16 protein-coding genes and 1 riboswitch are annotated in these 16,595 nt (G+C 70.4%); of the genes, 5 read left to right on the forward strand and 11 right to left on the reverse strand.

The genetic code is table 11. The features are described from left to right. Positions 1 to 458, forward strand: a 458-nt coding sequence (locus tag ACWIE7_RS15565) for a glycosyltransferase (protein ID WP_454069867.1), incomplete at its 5' end; no start/stop codon positions are given. Then, the gene (locus ACWIE7_RS15570) at positions 455 to 1,300 is read left to right on the forward strand and encodes a glycosyltransferase family 2 protein (protein WP_454069868.1); all 846 of its coding nucleotides are present in this window, start codon (positions 455 to 457) and stop codon (positions 1,298 to 1,300) included. The genes ACWIE7_RS15565 and ACWIE7_RS15570, both read left to right, overlap by 4 nt. 83 nt (positions 1,301 to 1,383) lie before the next feature. On the opposite strand, the gene ACWIE7_RS15575 is transcribed toward ACWIE7_RS15570, so the two are convergent. From ACWIE7_RS15575 to ACWIE7_RS15590, 4 genes are all read right to left on the reverse strand, one after another. Beyond that, positions 1,384 to 2,175 carry an ABC transporter ATP-binding protein gene (locus tag ACWIE7_RS15575; RefSeq protein WP_454069869.1) on the reverse strand — a complete coding sequence of 264 codons (792 nt, stop codon included), beginning with the start codon at positions 2,173 to 2,175 and terminating at the stop codon, positions 1,384 to 1,386. Positions 2,176 to 2,182: 7 nt separating this feature from the next. Then, positions 2,183 to 3,181: an ABC transporter permease gene (locus ACWIE7_RS15580; protein WP_230929258.1), complete on the reverse strand. Its 999-nt coding sequence runs from the start codon at positions 3,179 to 3,181 to the stop codon at positions 2,183 to 2,185. Further along, entirely contained in the window at positions 3,178 to 4,158 is a 981-nt protein-coding gene (locus ACWIE7_RS15585; protein WP_452098046.1) for an ABC transporter substrate-binding protein, read from the reverse strand. The genes ACWIE7_RS15580 and ACWIE7_RS15585 overlap by 4 nt, the downstream gene beginning before the upstream one ends. A gap of 138 nt (positions 4,159 to 4,296) precedes the next feature. Further along, on the reverse strand, positions 4,297 to 5,106 hold the full coding sequence (locus tag ACWIE7_RS15590) for a siderophore-interacting protein (protein WP_454069870.1): 810 nt from the start codon (positions 5,104 to 5,106) through the stop codon (positions 4,297 to 4,299). Positions 5,107 to 5,245: 139 nt separating this feature from the next. Between ACWIE7_RS15590 and ACWIE7_RS15595 the strand changes: the two genes are divergently transcribed. Then, positions 5,246 to 5,704 carry a DUF1648 domain-containing protein gene (locus tag ACWIE7_RS15595; RefSeq protein WP_344996828.1) on the forward strand — a complete coding sequence of 153 codons (459 nt, stop codon included), beginning with the start codon at positions 5,246 to 5,248 and terminating at the stop codon, positions 5,702 to 5,704. Between the two features lie 52 nt (positions 5,705 to 5,756). On the opposite strand, the gene ACWIE7_RS15600 is transcribed toward ACWIE7_RS15595, so the two are convergent. Genes ACWIE7_RS15600 through ACWIE7_RS15615 form a run of 4 tightly spaced genes read right to left on the reverse strand, consistent with a single transcriptional unit; the run spans position 5,757 to position 9,344 of the window. Next, the gene (locus ACWIE7_RS15600; protein ID WP_454069871.1) at positions 5,757 to 6,575 is read right to left on the reverse strand and encodes an MBL fold metallo-hydrolase; all 819 of its coding nucleotides are present in this window, start codon (positions 6,573 to 6,575) and stop codon (positions 5,757 to 5,759) included. Beyond that, positions 6,572 to 7,372, reverse strand: a complete 801-nt coding sequence (locus ACWIE7_RS15605; RefSeq protein WP_452098360.1) for an ABC transporter ATP-binding protein — start codon at positions 7,370 to 7,372, stop codon at positions 6,572 to 6,574. Before ACWIE7_RS15605 ends, ACWIE7_RS15600 begins: the two co-directional genes overlap by 4 nt. Before the next feature lie 38 nt (positions 7,373 to 7,410). Next, a complete protein-coding gene (locus ACWIE7_RS15610; protein WP_454069872.1) occupies positions 7,411 to 8,439 on the reverse strand; it encodes a FecCD family ABC transporter permease in 1,029 nt (342 codons plus the stop codon). Continuing rightward, on the reverse strand, positions 8,436 to 9,344 hold the full coding sequence (locus ACWIE7_RS15615; protein ID WP_454069873.1) for an ABC transporter substrate-binding protein: 909 nt from the start codon (positions 9,342 to 9,344) through the stop codon (positions 8,436 to 8,438). The genes ACWIE7_RS15610 and ACWIE7_RS15615 overlap by 4 nt, the downstream gene beginning before the upstream one ends. Before the next feature lie 114 nt (positions 9,345 to 9,458). Further along, positions 9,459 to 9,519: riboswitch (cobalamin riboswitch) on the reverse strand. A gap of 184 nt (positions 9,520 to 9,703) precedes the next feature. Between ACWIE7_RS15615 and ACWIE7_RS15620 the strand changes: the two genes are divergently transcribed. Together ACWIE7_RS15620 and ACWIE7_RS15625 are read left to right on the forward strand one after the other, a co-directional pair. Further along, a complete protein-coding gene (locus tag ACWIE7_RS15620) occupies positions 9,704 to 10,120 on the forward strand; it encodes a carboxymuconolactone decarboxylase family protein (protein ID WP_454069874.1) in 417 nt (138 codons plus the stop codon). 54 nt (positions 10,121 to 10,174) lie between these two features. Next, positions 10,175 to 11,809 carry a long-chain fatty acid--CoA ligase gene (locus ACWIE7_RS15625; protein ID WP_454069875.1) on the forward strand — a complete coding sequence of 545 codons (1,635 nt, stop codon included), beginning with the start codon at positions 10,175 to 10,177 and terminating at the stop codon, positions 11,807 to 11,809. Between the two features lie 219 nt (positions 11,810 to 12,028). On the opposite strand, the gene ACWIE7_RS15630 is transcribed toward ACWIE7_RS15625, so the two are convergent. The 3 genes from ACWIE7_RS15630 to pgi all read right to left on the reverse strand — a co-directional run. Continuing rightward, on the reverse strand, positions 12,029 to 13,405 hold the full coding sequence (locus ACWIE7_RS15630) for a cytochrome P450 (protein ID WP_454069876.1): 1,377 nt from the start codon (positions 13,403 to 13,405) through the stop codon (positions 12,029 to 12,031). 101 nt (positions 13,406 to 13,506) lie between these two features. Next, positions 13,507 to 14,949, reverse strand: coding sequence for an NADP-dependent phosphogluconate dehydrogenase (gndA, locus tag ACWIE7_RS15635; protein WP_454069877.1), 1,443 nt, complete (start codon positions 14,947 to 14,949; stop codon positions 13,507 to 13,509). 73 nt (positions 14,950 to 15,022) lie between these two features. Further along, on the reverse strand, positions 15,023 to 16,595 hold a 1,573-nt coding region (gene pgi, locus ACWIE7_RS15640), incomplete at its 5' end, for a glucose-6-phosphate isomerase (RefSeq protein ID WP_454069878.1).

Consider the following 16,595-nt stretch of genomic DNA (forward strand, 5'->3'; position numbering starts at 1 on the left):
CGGAGGTCGACTGGGTGTCGCTCGGTGGACCCGGCGGCAGATGGGTCGCCGACCCGTGGGACGAGATGTGCCGCGCGGACGTGGTGGTCAGCGCTGCCGGACAGAGTTCGATCGCCGACCTCGCCGCCGCCGACGCCCACGTGGTGGCCGCGCCCGAGGTGCGGCCCTTCGATGAACAGGACGCCACCGCGGCCCACCTCGAGCGGCTCGGACTCGGCGCGGTGGTCGGACGCGAGGACTCCGTGAACGACCTGGTCGCCGCGGTACGACTAACGCTCGAGCGGGCCCGATCCACCCCGGGCGCAGGGTCCGGACTGCGGGAGGCGTGGGAGGTCGACGGCGCAGCGCAACGGCTGGCCGGGGTGCTGGAGTCTGTCGCGCGGGAGCCCCTCGCCCAGGGGCCGGCTGTGCTGGAGCCCGTCGCGCCGGGGTTCGCCGCGCAGGGGGCCGGGCGATGAGCGCGGGGACCTCGATCGCCGTGGTGACCGTGTGCACTCCCGGGCGCATCGACCACCTGCGCTCCCAACGCGAGGCTCTCGCGGCGAACCTGCCGGAGGCCCGGCACGTGGTGGTGCTCCCGGAGCGCCCCGGCAGCGCGGAGCTGGCTGCCGAACTGGCCGAGCTCGGCGCCATCACGGTGGAGCTTCCGGCCGGGCCCGACCTGCCCGTGGCGCGATCACGCAACCTCGGCGGAGACCGCGCGACCGAGCTGGGGGTGGACCTGATCGTCTTCCTGGACGTGGACTGCATGCCCGGCCCGGACCTCGGGTGCCGCTACGCCGAGATCCCCGACGGGGCCGTGGGCCTGGGGCCGGTGACCTATCTGCCCGAGTCCGCCGGCGCTCCCGACCCGGCCGACCTGCCCGGGCTCACGGACCCGCACCCGGCACGCGATTTCCCGGCCCGGGGCACACGGCCGCTGGAGCCGGACGAGTACGGGATGTTCTGGTCGCTGTCCTTCGCCCTGCGACCCGCGTTGTGGCGGTACATCCGCGAGGACTTCGGTTGCTTCGACGAGGCCTTCACCGGCTACGGCGCCGAGGACACCGATTTCGGGCGCCGACTGCTCTACCGCCGCGTGCCCGTGGTGCTGGTCGCGGGGGCGCACGCCTATCACCGCTGGCACCCGGTGTCCGACCCGCCGGTCGACCACCTCGACGACCTGCTCCGGAACGGCGCCCACTACGCCCGGCGCTGGGGAGAGTGGCCGGCGCCCGGCTGGTTCGCCGAGTTCGAGCGGAGGGGGCTGGTCCGCCGGGACGGGGACGACTGGGTGCGCGCGGGCGGCGAGCGGGACTGACCGTGATAAATCGAAAAGAGCGTTCCGCACAGTCTCACTCGGAAGACGTGTGCCGAACGCTCTTGTCGACGGGAGGGGGGGACTCAGCCGAGGAACGCCTTGTCCGAGAGCGTGGCGCCCTTGATGTTGGCGAACTCCTTGAGCAGATCCTGCACCGTGAGCTTGGACTTGGTGGCGGCGTCGGACTCGTAGACGATCCGCCCCTCATGCATCATGATCAGCCGGTTGCCCAGCCGGATCGCCTGCTCCATGTTGTGCGTGACCATGAGCGTGGTGAGCCCGCCCTCGCGGACGATCCGCTCGGTGATGGTGGTGACCAGCTCGGCGCGTTGCGGGTCCAGGGCCGCGGTGTGCTCGTCGAGGAGCATGATCCGCGGCTGCGTGAACCCGGCCATGAGCAGCGAGAGCGCCTGCCGCTGCCCGCCGGACAGCAGGCCGACCTTGGCGGTGAGGCGATCCTCCAGTCCCAGCTCGAGCATCGCGAGGTCCTCGGTGAACCGGGCGCGCCGCTTCTTGTCGAGGCCCGGCCGCAGCCCACGCCGCTTGCCCCGCAGCAGCGCGAGCGACAGGTTCTCCTCGATGGTGAGATTCGGCGCGGTCCCGGCGAGCGGGTCCTGGAAGACCCGGCCGACGTACTTGGCGCGCTTGTAGTCGGGCATCCGGTTGACGTTGACGCCGTCGATCTCGATGACCCCGTTGTCCACCGGCAGTCGCCCGGCCACGGCGTTGAGCAGGGTGGACTTGCCGGCACCGTTGGAGCCGATCACGGTGACGAAGTCGCCCTCGGCCAGCGTCAGGTCGAGCCTGTCGAGGGCCCGGCGCTCGTTGACGGTGCCGGGGAAGAACGTCTTGGAGATGGAGTTGACGGTCAGCATGGCGGGGTCACCCTTCTCCGGTCGCGGATCCGGCGCCGGAACCGGCCCCGGTACGTGCTGGGCTCGAGCCCGCCGCGACCGCGGCCCCGGGGGTGTCCCGCGGCTCGCGGCCGGAGCCCGGGGTACCGGTCAGGGAACCGACGGCCCGCCCGAACGGGCCCAGGAGCCCCCTCCAGCGGGGGAGCAGCAGCGCGATCACGACGAGCAGCGCGGTGATGGCCTTCATATCGTTGGGGTTCAGACCCACCTCGAGCGCCGCGAAGATGATCAGGCGGTACAGGACGGCGCCCACGACCACGGCGAACACCGCGAGCCACAGGGTGCGCTGGCTCAGCACGGCCTGGCCGAGGATCACCGAGGCCAGGCCCACCAGGATGAGACCGATGCCCATGGAGATGTCGGCGAACGCCTGGTACTGGGCGATGAGCGCACCGCACATTCCCACGAAGCCGTTGGAGATGGCCAGCGTGAGGGTCTTGGTGAAGTCGGTGGAGACGCCGAACGAGGAGATCATGGGGCCGTTGTCACCGGTGGCGCGGATGGACAGACCCAGGTTGGTGTTGAGGAACCAGATGACGACCAGGCCGAGCAGTATGACCGCCACGGCCAGGATCCCCACGCCGCCCCACGTACCGAGGAGCCCGGCGTCCTTGAGGGGGGTGAACACGGTGTCCTGCCGCAGGAGCGGGACGTTGGCCCCGTCCATGATCCGCAGGTTGACCGACCACAGGGCGATCATGGTGAGGATGCCGGCCAGCAGACCGTCGATCTTGCCCTTGGTGTGCAGCAGCCCCGTGACCGTGCCGGCCAGGAACCCGGTGACGAACCCCGCGAGGGTCGCGAGTACCGGGTTCCAGCCGGCGAGGATGGCGATCGCCGCGGTGGCGGCGCCGGTGGTGAAACTGCCGTCGACGGTGAGGTCGGGGAAGTTGAGCACACGGAAGGTAAGGAACACCCCCAGCGCCATGACCCCGTAGATGAGGCCTACCTCGACGGCGCCGATCACTTGCGGTCAGCCTCGGCGAGGATGGCCTCGGGAATGGTCACACCCTGGCGCTCGGCGGCGTCCTCGTTGACCACGTAGGTGAACTCGGTGGCGGTCTCCACCGGCATGGTGGCCGGGTCCGCTCCGTCGCGCAGGATGCGCAGCGCCATCTCACCGGTCTGGCGACCCAGCTCGGTGTAGTCGATGCCGATCGTGGCGACGGCGCCGCCCTCGACGGTGCCCTCCTCGGCGGCGATCACGGGGATCTGCTTGGACTCCGCGATCTGGACCAGCGAGGCGATGCCGGAGACGACCATGTTGTCGGTCGGGACGTAGATCGCGTCCACGTCGCCCAGGGCCTCGACGGCCTGCTGGATCTCGTTGACGGTGGTGACGGTCTGGGTGGAGATCTCCAGGCCCAGCGGGCCGGCGGCCTCCTCGGCCTGGTCGACCTGCACCTGCGAGTTGACCTCACCGGAGGCGTAGACGATGCCGACTTTCTCGGCGTCCGGCACGATCTCCTTGAGCAGCTCGAGCTGCTCGGTGATCGGGGCGGCGTCCGAGGTGCCGGTGACGTTGGCGCCCGGCTCCTCCATCGAGTCGACCAGCTCGGCCTGGACCGGGTCGGTGACGGCGGTGAACAGCAGCGGGATGTCGGTGATGTTCTGGGCCATTGCCTGCGCGGCCGGGGTGGCCACGGCCAGCGCCAGATCCAGGTCGTCGCCGGCGAACTGCTGCGAGATGGTCAGCGCGGTGGCCTGCTCGCCGTTCGCGTTCTGCTCGTCGAACTCCGCGTCCACCCCGGCGTCCTCGAACGCCTGGATGAACCCGGCCGTCGCGGCGTCGAGTGCGGGGTGCTGGACGAGCTGGTTGATGCCGATCTTGTAGCTCTCGGAGCTGCCGCCCTCCCCGCCGTCGTCGCCACCGGAGCAGCCGGTGAGGACGAGCGCCGAGGTGGCCACCAGTCCGGTGAGGAGCTTCGCGCGTGAGAATGCCATGTGCTACGCCTTGTCTACGTCTCACGAGTGACCGTGAGGGGCCGGGTGCGTGAACTTACTGGCCTCACAGGGTACTCGGTAGGTACGACGCGGCATGGCCGGACTCTCATCACCGGCCGTGTGCGACGCCCGCTCCGCCTATGACGCGGCGGTTTCCGCCTGGGCCAGTTCCTGCTTCCAGGTGCGGAAACCCTCCTCGCTGCGGCCCCGCCGCCAGTACCCGGAGATCGAGGCCCGCGCGGCCGGCACGCCCCGCTCGCGACGCAGGTACGGACGCACGTGCTTCATCACGGTCTCGGCCTCGCCGTGGACGAATACCTGCACGTCGCCACCGGGCCAGGACAGACCCCGGACCGCGTCGACGAGCGGTGCCCCGCCGTCGATGACGTCCGCGCCGGCGTCAGCCGAGGAGGCACCACGGTGCAGCCAGGTGATCTCCACGCCCGCCGGCGCGGTCAACGCCAGTTCATCGGAGCGGTCCCCCACCTCCAGGAACACCGCTCCCCTGGCGTCGGCCGGTAGGGACTCCAGCGCGGCGGCGATCGCCGGGACCGCGGTCTCGTCGCCGGCGAGCAGGTGGAAATCGGCCGCCGGGTCGGGCCGGTAGCCGCCGCCCGGACCGCGCACGGCGACCTCGCTGCCGGCCGTGACGGTGCGAGCCCAGGGCCCGGCGACGCCCTGGTCGCCGTGGACCACGAAGTCGATCCAGATCTCGCGCGCCGCGGCATCGACCCGTCGGACGGTGTAGGTGCGCACCACCGACTCCTCGCCGTGCGGCAGCTCGAGCTTGACGTAGCTGTCCGTCTCCTCGCGGGCCGCGAACCCGTCGAACCCCTCACCTCCCAGAATCACCCGCACGAGGTGGTCGCTTACCTGCTCGGTGCGCAGAACAGTGAGGGTGACCGGGGTGCGGGACTTGGGGCTGGTGGACTGAGGGGCGCTGGCCAACGGAACTCCTGACATGCTGAAAACGAGATACTTAGGGAAGCCTATCCTTTTTCCGGGAATCGTGTCGTCGGCGGGGGATCGATCGGCCACCGGCTGTAGGTTCGGTGCGGTGCCCCGGAATCGTCCCACCCCTGGCTACGTGACCGGATCGGTCACGCGGGTCCTGCGGATCGCGTCGCTGCTCGGCATCGTGGCGCTGACCGCCTACGTCCTCGTGCGGTACCCCTCGTTGCCGGAGATCGTGCCCGTTCACTTCAACTTCGCGGGCGCCGCAGACGGTTTCGGCCCCAGGTCGAGCACCCTGTGGCTCGCGGGCGTCATGACCGGGCTGGGGGCCCTGGTGGCGTGGCTGTCCACGAAGCCGGACGTGCTCAACTACCCCGGCGAGATCACCGGGGCCAACGCGCAGCGGATGTACCGCGAGGGCGAGCGGATGATGGTGTGGGTCCTGGCCGGGCTGGCGGTGGTCTACCTGGGGATCTGCCTGCAGACCTTCGCCGGCACGGGGGCGGCCTTCCTCATCGTGGGCCTGGTCGCGCTCATGGGCTCGACCCTCGTCGGACTCGTGCGTATGTCGATCGCGGAGACCCCGAACTAGGTCGCGGCCCGACGTGGGAAGGGCGCGGGCCGGGCCACCCGGCTGCTGTGACTCACCGCCCCCTGGCCCGGAGGCGGACCACCTCGCCGTCGGCGCCCGCCCGCGCGCCCAGCGCGGCGAGGGACCGGTCCAGCTCGTCCGGCGGCGGATTGTGGTGGCCCAGGTGCACGGCCACCACCTCGGTGGCCCCGTCCACCGCGCCCACCTCACGCAACCGGTCGAGCATCGCCCCGAACCGCGGCAACCCCAGGTGGGAAGCCGAGATCTCTTCGCGGTGGCCGAGCGTCTCCTCGAGGAACACCGCGTCGAACCGCGCCCCGCGCACGGCCTCGAACCAATTCGGGTCCCACGGCCCGGTGTCAGTGGCCCACAACAGGCGCGCTTCGTCGGGGCCGGTGATGTCGTAGAGCACCGCGTCGCCCCGGCGGAACACCTGGTGCTGCGCAGGCAGCACGCGCACGTCGTACCGGCCCACCCGCACACGATCCCCGGCGGCCACCGGCGTGAAGCGCACCGGGTCGTCCGGCCCCACCCACTGCCGACACACCTCGAGCGCGTCCGCGGGCCCGACGATCTCGAGCTCACCGAGCCCCTCGACCCAGGACCGCACGAGCAGTGCCTGGGGGCCGAGGTGATCGAAGTGGGCGTGGGTGATGAGCAGGTGCGTGACGCCGGCGAGTGTGCGCCCGTGACGCACCACCGCGCCGGGGGTCTCGGGTCCGCAGTCGATGAGCAGGTCGTCGTCGACAAGCGCGGAGGTCTGGCCACGCACCACGCCGCGCGCACGTGCCGCCTCGCACGAGGCGCACCGGCAGAACGGCGACGGCCACCCGTCCGCCGCGCCCGTGCCGACCAGCAGGACCTCCGTCACGCCGGCCCCCGCACCGGTAGCACCGCGGGCCCGTCCGTACGGCCCACCACCTCGACGCGCGCGCCGTAGACCTGCGCGATCCGCTCGGCCGTGAGCACCTCGCCGGGCCGCCCGTCGGCCACCACGCGCCCCCGGTCGAGCAGGGCCAGGCGCTCGCCGTACTGCGCCGCGGAGGTGAGATCGTGCATCGCCGCGATCACCGTCAGCCCCGTCTCGCGACGCAGGGAATCGACCAGGTCGAGCACCTGCTGCTGGTGGCCGATATCGAGCGCGCTGGTCGGCTCGTCGAGCAGGAGGACGCGCGGTTGCTGGGCGAGCGCGCGGCCCAACACGACCCGCTGGAGCTCGCCGCCGGACAGGGTGGTGGCGATGCGCCCGGCGAGATCGTGCAGGTCGAGTCGGTCGATGACGGTGTCGACGACGACGACGTCGTGGGCCGACTCGGTCCCGAACCGCGGGATGTGGGGGGTGCGTCCCAGGCTGATCAGTTCGCGGGCCGTCACGCCCTCGGGGACGACCGGTCGCTGCGGCATCAGCGCGACGGTGCGGGCGACCCGGCGGCGCCCGCCGCGCCGCGGGGTGACGCCCTCGACCTCGAGGTGGCCCGTCGAGGAGATGAGGCCCGCCAGCGCAAATAGCAGGGTGGTCTTGCCGGAACCGTTGGGGCCGACCAGCGACACCCACGCGCCCGCGGGGACCGACAGGTCGACGCCGTGCAGGACCGGGGTGCTGTCACGGGCGACATGCAGGTCGCGGCAGGCGACGGCGGGCCCCGCGGGCTCCTCGGCACGGGGCATGGCGGCGCCGGGTACGCGCGGCGTCTCGTCGTCGTCGGTCATATCTGCCCCCGGCTGCGGCGCAGGACGAACAGGAAGAACGGGGCGCCGATCGCGGCGGTCACCACGCCGATAGGCAGCTCGGCCGGACTCATGGCGGTGCGCGCCACGACGTCGGCCAGGACCAGGAACGCGGCGCCTACCAGCAGCGACACCGGCAGGAGAAGGCGATGGCCGGGGCCGATCACCATGCGCACCGCGTGCGGGATCACGATGCCGACGAACCCGATCAGGCCCGAGACGGACACCACCGCGGCGGTGCCGAGCGTGGCCACGCTGATGAGCACCAACCGCACCCGCGACGGGGAGATGCCCAGGGTCGCGGCCTCCACGTCGCCGACCGCCATCACGTCGAGCATGCGGCGGAACAGGAAGATCACCGCGACCGACACGATCACGTACGGCAGGACCCGCGTCACCTCGGCCCAGCCGCTGGTGGTGAGCCGGCCGAGCATCCACGAATAGACCTGCCGCAGCGTGTCGTCGTGACGCTGCATGAAGAAGGTCTGGATGGCGCTGGCGAACGCGGCCACGGCCACGCCGGCGAGGATGATCACCACCTCGGTGCGGCCACCGCCCACGCTGCGTCCCAGCGCATACGTGGCCAGGACGGCGATCATGCCGCCCGCGAACGCCGCCGGCGGGACCATCGCCTGGGCCGCGGCCCCGCCCAGGACGATCGCCAGCGTGGCGCCCAGCCCGGCGCCGCTGGATACGCCCAACAGGTAGGGGTCGGCGAGCGGATTGCGGAAGACCCCCTGGTAAGTGGCGCCGGCGATCGCCAGCATCGCGCCGACGATCGCGCCCAACACCACGCGCGGGATGCGGATCTCCCACAGGATGACCTGCTGACGCAGCGTGAGACCGGAGTCGACCGACACGAGCGGGACCCGGTCGATCAGTTCCAGCAGCACTCCGCCCGCGGTGAGGCCGGCGGGCCCGACGAGCGTGCCGGCCAGGAGCGCCGCCAGCAGGACCAGCGTCGCCCCGCCCAGCACCAGGGCGCTGCGGGACGACGGGCGGGTCACGGGGCGGGCTGGGGTGCCGGGCTGCTCGCGGGGATGGCCGTGACGATCGCGGCGACCTCGCGCATGAAGTCCACGACGCGCGGACCCCAGCGGCTGGCCAGGTCCTCGTCCACCACGTAGACATGGCCGTCGCGCACCGCGGTCATCTGGTCCCAGCCCGGACGCTGCGCCACGGTCTCGGCGGTCACGCCACAGCACTGGCCGTCGGCGAGCAGCACCACGTCCGGATCGGCCTCGAGGATCAGTTCCTCGGACAGCTGCGGGTACGGGTCGCTGCCGGTGGCGATGGACGCCAGGCCCAGCATCGAGTAGATCTCGCCGATGTAGGTGTCGTCGGTGACGGTGTAATAGGTGTTGTCGAGCTCGTGGAAGTACGTCAGCGGGGTCTCGCGCCGCGGCACGGAGGCCACGATCTCCTCGATGTCGACCTGCATCTGCGCCACCAGCTCGGCGGCCTCTCCGACGTGACCGGTGGCGGCGCCGACCTGCTCGAGCTGGCTGTACGTGTCGTCCAGGGTCGCCGCCGCGGGCAGGACCAGCACCTCGACACCCGAACGCTCGAGCCCGGCCACGACGTCGTCGTTGTCGTCGGACAGCACCACCAGATCCGGGCCGTAACCGAGGATCGCCTCGAGGTTGGGCGTGTAGCCGGACAGCTCGGTGACCGGCGCGCCGGAGGGGAAGTCCGAGCGCTCGTCCACGGCCACCACCTGCTCGCCCGCGCCCACCGCGAACAGCATCTCGGTGGTGGTGGGGGTCAGCGACACGATCGACTGCGGGTCGCCGCCGGTGGCGGAATCGTTCGTGGCGGCCTCGTCGTCGTCACCGGCGCCGCAGGCCGTGGCCAGGAACACCAGGGCCGCCAGGGGTGCGGCCAGCAGCGCGCGGGCACGTGGGTGGTGCATGGCATCCTCCGATTCGCGGAGGACGAAAGCAGCTCGGGCCGCGGCGGGAGCGCCGCTGCACGCAACCGCCCTTCGTCCGAGGTCAGTTCGTACGGCTACCGCGGCAGCGGCCGACCTGGCTTGCCCGCTCTCCGGCGGGATCACAGTTGCGGGACAGCGCCGGTTTCCCACCGGCTTCCACCGCGTGCCTCGGGTGTCCGGCGCAGGTGGCCGGGACATGTCGAGGGTAACCGACCGCACGGCCCGCCCGGACGCGGCGACGCGAACGGCCCGCTGATCCCGGCGTGTGGGCGAAGCGATGCGCAATGCGCGCGGGCAGGATGGTCCGTGACACGTTCGCAGCGGGAAAGGATCACGAGATGACGACGACGAGCTCTTCCGACGAGGGCGCTCACTCCCAGGATCTCCGCGAGCAGGGTTTTGCGGCCAGGCGCGAGGTGATGAGCGACGAGTTCGTCGACCGCGCCATGGACCGGGCGACCGGGACCGCCTCGGAGGCCATCCAGTACGTGGTGACCGAGAACGTGTGGGGCAACATCTGGAACCGGCCCGGACTCGGGTGGCGGGACCGCAGCCTGCTCAACATCGGGATGCTGGTGGCGTTGCGCGCGAACGCCGAGTTGGCCGGGCACGTGCGCGGCGGACTCACCAACGGGCTCACGCGCGAGGAGATCACCGAGGCCGTCATCCACGCCTCGGGGTATTGCGGGGCGCCGGCCGCGCTGTCGGCCATGAAGACCGTCCAGGAGGTCTTCGACGCCCTCGACGCCGGGTAGTCTCGGGGCACCCAGGTGACGCCGCGCACTCCCCAACGCTAAGGAGCCCCGCCCATGCTGAGCACGATGATGCCCGAGCAGCTGACCATCAGCACGATCCTGCAGTTCGGCGCGACCGTCCACAAGGACGCGGTCGTCACCACGTGGACCGATTCCGGGCCGCGTAAGGTCACCTTCGGCGACATCGGTGCGCGGTCGGCCCAGCTGGCCAACGCACTGCGTTCGCTCGGTGTCGACGGTGACCAGCGCGTGGCGACGTTCCAATGGAACAATTCCGAGCACCTGGAGGCATACCTCGCGGTGCCCTCGATGGGCGCGGTGCTGCACCCGCTGAACATCCGGCTGTTCCCGGACCAGCTCGAGTTCGTGGCCAACCACGCCGAGGACACGGTCGTGATCGTCGACCCGACCCTGGTCCCGTTGCTCCAGCCGCTCCTGCCGAAGTTCTCCACGGTCGAGCACGTGATCGTCACCGGTGGCGCCGCCGCGACGCTCGAGGCCCCCGAGGGCGTGCAGGTCCACGACTACGAGGCGCTGCTCGCCGCGCAGCCCACCGAGTTCGACTGGCCCGAGGTGGACGAGAACACGGGCGCCGCGATGTGTTACACCTCCGGCACCACCGGTGACCCGAAGGGCGTCGTCTACTCGCACCGCTCGATCTACCTGCACTCGATGCAGGTCTGCATGTCCGACGGCATGAACATCTCGCTTGACGACAACGTGCTGGCGATCGTGCCGATGTTCCACGCCATGTCCTGGGGCCTGCCGTACGCCGCGTTCCTGGTGGGCGCCTCGCTGCTCATGCCCGAGCGCTTCCTGCAGCCCGAGCCGCTGGCCGCGATGATCGCCAGCGAGAAGCCGACGCTCGCCGCCGCCGTGCCGACCATCTGGCAGGCCGTCGACGCCTACTCGGTCGACCACCCGATCGACATGTCGAGCTTCCGCTCCGTCGTGGTGGGCGGCAGCTCCTGCCCGCCCGAGCTGATCCGCAAGTTCCGCGACAAGTACGGGCTCAACATCACCCACGCCTGGGGTATGACCGAGACCTCCCCCATCGGCACGCTCTCCCGGCCCAAGGCGGACCTGCCCGAGGAGAAGCAGTTCGAGCTGCGTCAGACCCAGGGCCGGCTGATCGCGGGCGTCAAGGCCCGGATCGTCGACGACGCGGGTAACGCGCTGCCCTGGGACGGCGAGTCCGTGGGCGAGCTTGAGGTGCGCGGCCCGTGGATCACCGGCAGCTACTACAAGGTGGACGCCTCGGACTCCTTCGACAACGGCTGGCTGCGCACCGGCGACGTCGGCTACATCAAGCCGGAGGCGTTTCTGCAGCTCACCGACCGCGCCAAGGACATCATCAAGTCCGGCGGCGAGTGGATCTCGTCGGTCGAGGTCGAGAACTACCTGCTCGAGCACCCGTCCGTCGCCGAGGCGGCCGTGATCGGCGTGCCCGACCCCAAGTGGGACGAGCGGCCGCTGGCCACCGTTGTCATCAAGGAAGGCCTGGCCGATCCGGACGTCGAGGAACTACGCGCCCACCTCGCCGAGCGCATGGCCAAGTGGCAGGTGCCCGAGCGCTTCGCCTTTGTCGACGAGATCCCCAAGACCTCCGTCGGCAAGCTCGACAAGAAGCGCATCCGCTCCTCGCACGCCGACGGCGAGCTCGACGTGGTCCACGCCCTGGAGCAGTAACCCGGCCCCAAACCCGGCCCCAGACCCGTCGCGAAGAGCGTTCCGAACGCATCGGCCGAGAGGCCGGTGCGCGGAACGCTCTTCGCGTTTGCGGAGCCCCGGGGATCGCGGATTTCGAGGTCGTACGGAAACTATCGAACTCCAGCGCCGCTGATCTGGGCTGCCCTGAATGCACCGAGCAGGGCACCCCAGGTCAACGGCGTGCGGGCAGGCCGGGGCTCAGTTCGCGCGGGCCCGGTTGCGGTGCAGCGGCCGCAGGTCGACGGGCAGCCCGTCGGCCGGGTACGGCAGTGAGTCGTTGCGCATCGGCGGGACGTAGTCGAGCGGCACCGACCACTCGAAGTGCCGCAGCAGCGCGCTGAGTACGAGCTTGGACTCCATGTTCGCGAAGATCATGCCGAGGCACTTGTGCACCCCGCCGCCGAACGGCTCCCACGCGAAGCGGTGCGACTTGTCCTCGCGGCGCTCGTCCGAGAAGCGTTCCGGGTCGAAGATCTCCGGGTCGCTCCAGTACTCGGGCAGGTGATGCGAGAGCATCGGCATCACGGCGACGAGCTGGCCCGCCGGTATGCGGACGCCCAGCACCTCGGTGTCCTTGACGGTCCTGCGGGCCAGAACCGGCACGGGTGGGTGCAGCCGCAGCGCCTCCTTCATGACCAGATCCAGGTCCGCCACCTTCTCGATCTCGGCCATCGTCGGGTTCGGCCCCAGCTCCAGGCACTGCTGACGGCAGCGTTCCTGCCACTGGAGATCGCGCCCGAGTTCGTACACCATCGACGTGACCGTGCTCGTGGTGGTGTCGTGCGCGGCCATGAGGAGGAAGATCATCTGGTTGATGATGTCGTCGTCGTCGATCCCGCCGGAGGCGTCCGCTACCTGGCACAACGCCGAGAACAGGTCCTCGCCCGGATTCGCGCGGCGCGCGGGGAGGTGGCGGCGGAGGAAGTCCTCGAGAAGACGACGACCACGTGTCGCGCGGCCCCACTTGGTGAAGGGCATCGGCTTGTTGATGCGGAGCCAGCCGTTGGCGGCCAGCACGCAGTCGACAAAGGCCTCGTTCACGCGCTCGAGCTCACCGGGCTCGGCCAGTTCCGCGCCGCCCATGAACACATCGGTCGCCAGGTCCAGCGTGTGTGACTTCAGGGCGGGATAGATCTGGAAGGCGGTGTCCGGTTGCCAGGCCGAGATACCGCTCTCGACCAGCGGTGCGAGGGTTCGGGCATAGCCTTCGAGGCGGGGCCGGACGAACGCCTCCTGCATGAGCTGCCGGTAGTGCTTGTGCTCGTCGAAATCCAGCAGCATCAGGCCGCGGTCGAAGAACGGGCCGACGAGGTAGCCCCAGCCCGGGCCGTTCGCGAACGCCTTCTCTGGGTTCTGCAGCGCGATCTGGCAGGCGTCGGGGCCGAGCAATGCCGTCCAGGTCCGTCCGAGGAAGTTGAGCTCGGACACGGGGCCGTACTGGCGGTACCTGCGGAACATGGTGGACAGGGGGCTGTCGACGTACTCGAGCGTCTGGCCCACCACCGGCAGGTACGACGTCAGCGGGGCGGCGGGGGGCTGGTAGATCTTCTCGCGCGGATCGACGGCGATCGACATGGGGCACCTCGTTGTCGGATGACCCCAGTGTGTGACGGCGTTCACAAGCCTGTCAACGAAATGGCGAAACCAACTGGACAACAGTCCGGATCGCGCGGTACTCAGACCCGCTGCTCGCTGCGGTCGCCGCCCCACAGGGTGTGGAAGTCGCCTTCCATGTCGACGCGCCGGTAGGTGTGGGCGCCGAAGTAGTCGCGCAGGCCCTGGGTGAGCGCGGCCGGGAGCCGTTCGGCGCGCAATGCGTCGTAATACGACAACGACGACGAGAACGCCGGCACCGGGACCCCCGTGAGCGTGGCGGTGGACACTACCCGCCGCCAACTGTCGACAGCGTCCTCGACAGCCGCGCGGAAGTAGGGCGCCAGGAGCAGGCTCGGCAGGTCGGGATCCTCGGCGTATGCCTCCTTGATCCGGTCCAGGAACGTGGCGCGGATGATGCAGCCGCCCCGCCAGATCGTCGCCAGGTCGCCGGGGGCGATGTTCCAGCCGTACTCGCGGCTGCCGGCCACGATCTGGTCGAAGCCCTGCGCGTACGCCACCACCTTCGAGGCGTACAGCGCCTGGTTGATCGCGGCGATGAACTCGGCCGTGTCCACCGGAGCCGCGGCGGTGGCGCCGCCCTGCAGTTCGCGAGCCCGTTCACGCTGGTCGGTCGCACTGGACAGTGCCCGGGCGAACACCGCTTCGGCGATGCCGGTCGTGGGCACCCCCAGGTCGAGGGCCGACTTCACGGTCCACCGCCCGGTGCCCTTCTGGCCGGCGGAGTCGACGATCACCTCGACCAGGGGCCTGCCGGTGCGGGCGTCGACCTGGCCGAGAACCTCGGCGGTGATCTCCACGAGGTAGCTTTCCAGGTCTCCGGAGTTCCACTGCCGGAAGACCTCGCCGATCTCGGCGATCGGCATGCCCAGCGCGGTGCGCATGAGGTCGAAGGCCTCGCCGATGAGCTGCATGTCGGCGTACTCGATGCCGTTGTGGACCATCTTGACGAAGTGCCCGGAGCCGTCAGGGCCGACGTGGGTGCAGCAGGGCTCGCCGTCGACGTGCGCGGAGATCGACTCCAGAAGCGGGCCGAGATGCCGGTACGACTCGGCAGGGCCGCCCGGCATGATCGACGGACCGTTGAGCGCACCCTCCTCGCCGCCGGAGATGCCGGCGCCCACGAAGTGCAGCCCCCGCTCGCGCATCGCGGCCTCGCGGCGGATGGTGTCGGTGTAAAGAGAGTTCCCGCCGTCGATGATGATGTCGCCGACGTCCATGTTGTCGGCGAGCTCGTTGATCACGGCGTCGGTGGCGGCTCCGGCCTGGACCATGACCAGGACGCGGCGCGGGGTCTGCAGCGCGTCGAGGAACTCGCCGATCGTGCCGGCCGGCACGAAGTCGCCTTCGTGGCCGTAGGTGGCGATGAGGGCGTCGGTCTTGGCGCGCGAGCGGTTGTGTACCGCCACGGTGTGGCCGTGACGCGCGAAGTTGCGAGCGATGTTGGATCCCATCACCGCCAGTCCGGTGACGCCGATGTGGGCGCGGCCTGTGGAATCGTTCATATGTCCTCGTTGGTCTCGGGGTGGGTCTGATCGTGGATGTGATGTGTGATCGCGAGAGGGGCGGGCGTGGGTTCTATGCGGCGGTGCGGGCGCGGCGCAGCGCTGCGACGAGCCCATCGCTGGAGCTGTCGCCGGTCGTGCCGGACGCGGCGCCGGCCAGCGCGTCGCCGAACTCGAGCGCCGACGCCTTGCCGAGTTCGACCCCCCACTGGTCGAAGGAGTTGATGTCCCAGATGACGCCCTGGACGAACACCTGGTGCTCGTAGAGGGCGATGAGCTGGCCGAGGGTCGAGGGGGTCAGGCGCGGGGCGACGATCGTGGTGGACGGCTGGTCGCCGGGCATGGTCTTGTGGCCGATGAGGTCGGCAGGGGTGCCGTCGCGTGCCACATCTGCGGCGGAGCGGCCGAACGCCATCACCTTGGACTGGGCGAGCATGTTGGCCAGCAGCACGTCGTGCATGGTCCCCTGCCCGCCGAGGGACGGCAGGTCGTCGGTGGGTTGCGCGAAGCCGATGAAGTCGACCGGGGTGAGCCGGGTGCCCTGGTGGAGAAGCTGGTGGAAGGCGTGCTGGCCGTTGGTTCCGGGCTCGCCCCAGATGATCTCGCCGGTGCCCACCGCCACGGGGCGACCGTCGGTGTGGACCGATTTTCCGTTGGATTCCATGGACAGTTGTTGCAGGTAGGCGGGCAGGCGCGCGAGATCGTGTGAGTAGGGTAGGACAGCGCGGGAGTCGGCGCCGTAGAAGCTGGAGTACCAGACCCCCAGCAGGCCCAGCAGGATGGGCGCGTTGGCGTGCGCGGGCGCGGCGAGGAAATGCTCGTCGATGCTGCGCATGCCGGCGAGGAACTCGGCGAACCGTTCGGAGCCGATGGCGAACATGAGGCTCAGGCCCACCGCGGAGCCGACGGAGTAGCGGCCGCCCACCCAGTCCCAGAAGCCGAACACGTTGTCCGCGGGGATGCCGAATTCAGCGGCGCGCGCGATGTCTGCGGATACCGCCACGAAGTGGCGGGGCACCGCGTGTTCGCCGAGGGCGCCTGAGATCCACGCCCTCGCCGCCGCGGCATTGGTCATGGTCTCCAGGGTGGTGAAGGTCTTGGAGACGACGACGACGAGGGTGCTGGCCGGGTCGAGATCGGCGAGCACGGAGGTCAGGTCTGCCGGGTCGACATTCGAGACGAACCGCACCTGCGGGCCGTCGCAGTGATGCCGCAGGGCCCGCGTGGCCATGGCCGGGCCGAGATCCGAGCCGCCGATCCCGATGTTGATCACGGTGCGGATGGGGTGGCCCGTCGCCCCGGTCCATTCACCGGAGCGGACCCTGTCGGTGATGTCGGCCATCCGCCCGAGGACCTCGTGGATGTCGGTGGTCACGTTCCTGCCGTCCACGACGAGTTCGTGATCGGCGGGCAGTCGCAGCGCGGTGTGCAGGACCGGCCTGTTCTCGGTGGTGTTGATGCGGGCCCCGGCGAACATGGCGTCGCGACGTGCCTCGACGCCGCGCTCGCGGGCGAGGGCGAGCAGCAGTGACAGGGTTTCTCGGGTGATGAGGTGTTTGCTGTAGTCGATGTACAGACTCGCCGCGGCCACGGTGAGGTCCGATCCGCGGGCGGGATCGGCAGCGAAGAGGTCGGTCAGGCTCCGG

The organism is Dietzia sp. NPDC055343, assembly GCF_053645265.1.